The organism is Streptomyces sp. NPDC107581, from assembly GCF_055657175.1.
In genome coordinates this window covers 1-1,157 of record NZ_JBVKBH010000069.1, presented here as the reverse complement: position 1 = coordinate 1,157, position 1,157 = coordinate 1, and the positions used below count along the sequence as shown (strand labels likewise).

Below are 1,157 nucleotides of genomic sequence, written 5' to 3'. Positions count from 1 at the left end.
CCCGAGGTGGACGCGGTGCTGTCCCGGTACCCGCTGCGGGAGTTGGTCACGGCCGGCGATCCGATGCCGCTGCTGGTGGAGCGGGCCAGGGCCCTGTACGGCTCCTGGTACGAGTTCTTCCCGCGTTCGGAGGGCACGGCCGAGCAGCCCCACGGCACCTTCCGCACCGCCGCCCGCAGGCTCCCGGCCATCGCCGGCATGGGCTTCGACGTCGTCTACCTCCCCCCGATCCACCCCATCGGCACCACCTTCCGCAAGGGCCGCAACAACACCCTCACCCCCGGCCCCGACGACGTGGGCGTGCCCTGGGCGATCGGCTCCCCCGAGGGCGGCCACGACGCCGTCCACCCCGCCCTGGGCACCCTGGAGGACTTCGACCACTTCGTGGAGCGGGCACGGGAGGCCGGCCTGGAGGTCGCGCTGGACTTCGCCCTGCAGTGCTCGCCGGACCACCCCTGGGTGGACAAGCACCCGGAGTGGTTCCACCACCGCCCCGACGGCACGATCGCCCACGCCGAGAACCCGCCGAAGAAGTACCAGGACATCTACCCCGTCGCCTTCGACGCGGACCTGGACGGCCTGGTCACGGAGACCGTCGGGCTCCTGCGGCACTGGATGGAGCACGGGGTGCGGATCTTCCGCGTGGACAACCCGCACACCAAACCGGTGGTCTTCTGGGAACGGGTCATCGCGGAGGTCAACCGCCGCGACCCGGACGTGATCTTCCTGGCGGAGGCGTTCACCCGCCCGGCCATGATGCACACCCTCGCGCAGATCGGCTTCCAGCAGTCGTACACGTACTTCACCTGGCGCAACGGCAAGCAGGAGCTGACCGAGTACCTGACCGAGCTGTCGGGCGAGGCGGCCGCCTACATGCGGCCGAACTTCTTCGCCAACACCCCGGACATCCTGCACGCCTACCTGCAGCACGGCGGCCGGCCCGCCTTCGAGGTCCGCGCCGTGCTCGCCGCCACCCTCTCCCCCGCCTGGGGCATCTACAGCGGCTACGAACTGTGCGAGAACACCCCGCTGCGCCCGGCCAGCGAGGAGTACCTCGACTCGGAGAAGTACCAGCTCAAGCCCCGCGACTGGGACGCCGCGGCCCGCGAGGGCCGCACCATCGCCCCCCTCATCACCCGCCTCAACACCATCCGCCG

Annotated in this window: 1 pseudogene; it reads left to right on the top strand. The window is 71.0% G+C overall.

Annotation, left to right across the window (positions count from 1 at the left end):
- Positions 1–1,157 (top strand): annotated as a pseudogene (locus tag ACZ7P3_RS42585) (alpha-1,4-glucan--maltose-1-phosphate maltosyltransferase); the annotation flags it as partial.